Source organism: Protofrankia sp. CiP3 (genome assembly GCF_917627345.1).
Lineage (GTDB): Bacteria > Actinomycetota > Actinomycetes > Frankiales > Frankiaceae > Protofrankia.
On the sequence record NZ_CAKJTM010000173.1, the window covers coordinates 1 to 3,456 of the forward strand.

The window sequence follows — 3,456 nt, forward strand, 5'->3', positions numbered from 1 at the left end:
TTTCGTCAAGGGGCAGCGCAAGGACGACGTCATGCACGAACGGCTCAAGGACTTCACCGGCACCGAGGGGGTGGTGTTCATCGGCCGTGCCCAGGAGAAGACTTCTCTGTTCCGGACGGAGAAACGCCGCGACGCCGAGGGGAAAACATACCCGTGGATCGTGAAGACGACCGGGCTGGTCAACCACTTCTACTTCTACTGCGTCGATGAGGATTTCGGCCCGTTCTTCCTCAAGTTCTGCTCGTACTTCCCCTACAACGCCAAGCTGTGCCTGTTCTCTGAACCAACTACTTAGTGTAATATACAACTACTGCCGCGTAATGACAGGATCTTTACAGGGTTACGCGACTGATCAAGCTGTGACCAGCACAGATGACTCAGAGTGACAAAAGTTGCTGCCATTACGCGGCACTACAATTAGTAGTCGACTATCTGGTGGATAGCCTCGACCGGGATTGGGATGTTGTAGTCGAGGCCGGTGACGGTGTCGCCGAGGTGGATCGTGGCGTGGCCGGTGAGGCTGGCGGCACAGCGGAGCATGCGTCGTTCACCGGCGGAGCAGGGTAGGTCGCCGGCGTCGAGGGCGGTGAGCGCGGCGGGCCAGTCCAGGACGACGATGCGGGTCGCCGGCTCGGTCGCGTTCCAGGCCGTGACGATGAAGCGGGCGACGTCTGCGCGGCCGAGCCAGGGTCGTGGGCGATGAGCAGACCGATGGCGGCCTGTTCCGTGGGGATGCCGCGGACGCCGGCGCGCAGCAGCGCCAGGAGCAGGGCGGGAGTCATGACGGCCTTCCTGCGCTGCGGTCCTCGCGGGGTGAGGTGATGGTGCGGCCGACAACGTCCGGGAAGGCCGGCAGACCGAGGTCGGTGGGTGCGCGCCGCGCCGCGAGGGCGTCGAGCTGCGCGAGTTTCTGCTCGGCGCCGGCGAGGCTGACGGTCAGGCCTTCGACCTCGCCGAGCCAGCCGTGGCGGCGGGCTTCGTTGATGCGGGCGCGCAGGTTGTCGGCGACGTCAGCGAGCCGTCCCCGCTGGACGGGATCCGGTCGTAGTAGTGCGCACCGGACACAGGTGTGTTCATGGACGCAGGTGGTGCCAAACGCCCGGCCGCAGGTGCCGTAGGCGACCTTCCGCCGCTCGAAATGGCCGAGGAAGTCGTCCCATTCCCGCTCGGTCGGGATGCGGTATTCCTCGCTTGGGCGCAGCGTGCGGCGGCGCGCGAGAAAGGCGTGGTGGCCGTTGATCGCCTCTTCGGGATAGATCGCCTTGTAGCCCATCGTGGTGTTGATGTCGCGGTGCCCGACCACGAGCTGCGCGATATGCGGAGGCATGCCGTTCATGACGGCGTCCGTGACGAAGATCCTGCGGAAATCGTGCGGGACGAACCGCAATGGCGCGCCATCGGCGCCGGTCAGGCCGCTGGCCGTGAGCGCTTCGTCGAGCAGCGTGCGGATTACCGGGGCGGACAGTGGCCGGTTCTCGGTGCCGACCCGTCGTTGGAACAGCAGCGGCAGCGGCGGGTTGAAGACCCGTTCGTGGTAGTCGTAGGACGCGACCAGCGGGATCGCCCCGGTGTCGTCACGGACCCGGCAGATAATGGCGGACAGCACGTCGGCGAGTTCGGGGCTGATGACCAGCAGCCGCTCGGTGTCGGTCTTCGAGGGCACGACGTGCAGCAGCGGGATGAGTTCGCGGGTCGTCGGCAGCCGGTATTGGACCAGGCTGGCGTGGGTGATCTCGGTCAACTCCTCGATACGCAGGCCGGTGTGACGCAGAAGTTCGACCACGGCCCACGTCCAGAAGGCATGCCACTCTTCCTGGGTGAGGTTGCGGCGCCGGCCGCCGGCAGGGTCCTGGGCCCAGATCTTGCTGACGTGGGCACGGGTGGTCGCGACCCGGCGCAGGGTCTGCCCGTCGACGGTGAACAACTCGCCCGGGTTCGTCGCGGTCGCGGCGGCCAGCCGGGCGGTCGCCGCGGCGCGGGCGACGTCCACGAACGCGACGAGGGCCGGTAGGACCGGCAGCCGTTCCCGGGTCCGGGCGTCCATCGCGGACTTGCGGCGGGCGGCCTCCTTGCGGTGCGGGATGTCCTCGGCCTTGACAGGGCAGGGCACTGCCCACGGCCCCCAGCGGGCCGGGTCGTCGGTGGCCCAGTGAGCCAGGTCGAGGTAGAAGGCGCGGACCGCGCCCAGAACGTTGGTCGCGCTGCGCCGCGGGCTGGTCTGCTCGAGCACCATGCCGTCGGGCTGCCGTTTCTGCGTGGTCTTCGTGGTGACGCGCAGTTTCCAGGCGGTGGCGACCGCGGGTGCCAGGCGCAGCGTGTCGATCCCGGGATGATGCGCCTCGAGATCGGCCCAGAACAGCCGGCCGAGCGCGTCGGCCAGCCGGATCAGCGTGACGTGGTCGAGGCCGATCTGGCGTTCGCGCAGGTAGTCGACGAGCAGATCACGTACCGGCTGGCAGGCGATGCCACAACGATCGACCAGCTGCTCGACGGAGAGCTGCCGGTTGGGTGCGAGGGCGCGCAGGTTCGCTGCCGCGTCCGGGCCGAACACCCCGGTCGCGCGCAGCAGCTGGTAGAAGTATGGGCTGCGGTAGTGCGCGACGTCGCAGACCTGGCCCGCGACCGCGAGCAGTTCCAGACAGTCACCGGTGGTGATCTCGCCGACGGTGCCGCCCTTGGCTGCGAGGATCGCCACGACGCGGTGCAGCGCGACCCGCGTCGTGGCCTCCCCGACCGGGCTGGCCTCGCAGGCCGCCATCAGGGCGGCGAAGCCGGCCGGGTCGCGGGTGCGGGCCATCTCGCTGGCCAGCCGTTTGGGCGTGACCGTGGTCAGCAACCAGGCCAGCGAGGGGCGCAGCACGTCGGCGCAGATCAGTGAGAGCAGCCCGCTGCCGAGCACCGCATGGTCAGAACGGCAGCCCCCGCCGGTGGTGGCGCGGCGCCAGCCGATCGGCAGCGCTCGCCAGTCGACCCGGCCGTCGACGCCGACGCCGCTGGCCTCCCACCGCTGCTGCCAGCCCGCCCCCGGCTGGCTCTCGAGCCAGTCCGCCACGATCCGCACGCCCCGGCGCCGGTTGTCCTCACCGACGGCGGTATCCGCGACGAACGGCGCCGCGGCCAGCCGCGCGTCGACGCGTGCCCGCGACGCCCGGGTACTCGGCCAACTCGCCGCGAGCGGACGGGCCGGGAACCGTGCCAGCAATCCCACGGCATCCCCCGCCGCACCGGTCGCGGCGGAACTCGCCGTGTCCGTGGCGACCGTGGTCATCGCCGCGGGCGGGGCGGTCATCGGCCGGTCCCGAACAACACGTCCAGCGACGCGGCCCGGTAGCCCGATCGCGTCGGCGGGGGCGCCGACGGCGCGCTGGCGCGACGCCCGTGGTGGGCCAGCACGCTGGCGATCACGTCCTCCGGCAGCGGGTTGAGGTAAATCTGCGTCGTCGACAGGTGGACATT

The 3,456-nt window shown here is 69.6% G+C and carries 2 protein-coding genes and 1 pseudogene; 1 reads left to right on the plus strand and 2 read right to left on the minus strand.

What is annotated here, in order from left to right; all coding sequences use genetic code 11:
* Positions 1-274, plus strand: a pseudogene (locus tag MJ797_RS25445) (hypothetical protein); the annotation flags it as partial.
* A gap of 143 nt (positions 275-417) precedes the next feature.
* Here the strand turns inward: MJ797_RS25445 and MJ797_RS27115 are convergent.
* On the minus strand, positions 418-540 hold the full coding sequence (locus MJ797_RS27115) for a hypothetical protein (RefSeq protein WP_255739493.1): 123 nt from the start codon (positions 538-540) through the stop codon (positions 418-420).
* A gap of 238 nt (positions 541-778) precedes the next feature.
* Positions 779-3,289: a site-specific integrase gene (locus tag MJ797_RS25450; RefSeq protein ID WP_239342075.1), complete on the minus strand. Its 2,511-nt coding sequence runs from the start codon at positions 3,287-3,289 to the stop codon at positions 779-781.
* Positions 3,290-3,456: the final 167 nt, after the last annotated feature.

Bases quoted from the DNA above. Each gene is read 5' to 3' on its own strand.
- MJ797_RS27115 (WP_255739493.1), bottom strand. From the start codon at position 540: ATGCTCCGCTGTGCCGCCAGCCTCACCGGCCACGCCACGATCCACCTC.
- MJ797_RS25450 (WP_239342075.1), bottom strand. From the start codon at position 3,289: ATGACCGCCCCGCCCGCGGCGATGACCACGGTCGCCACGGACACGGCG.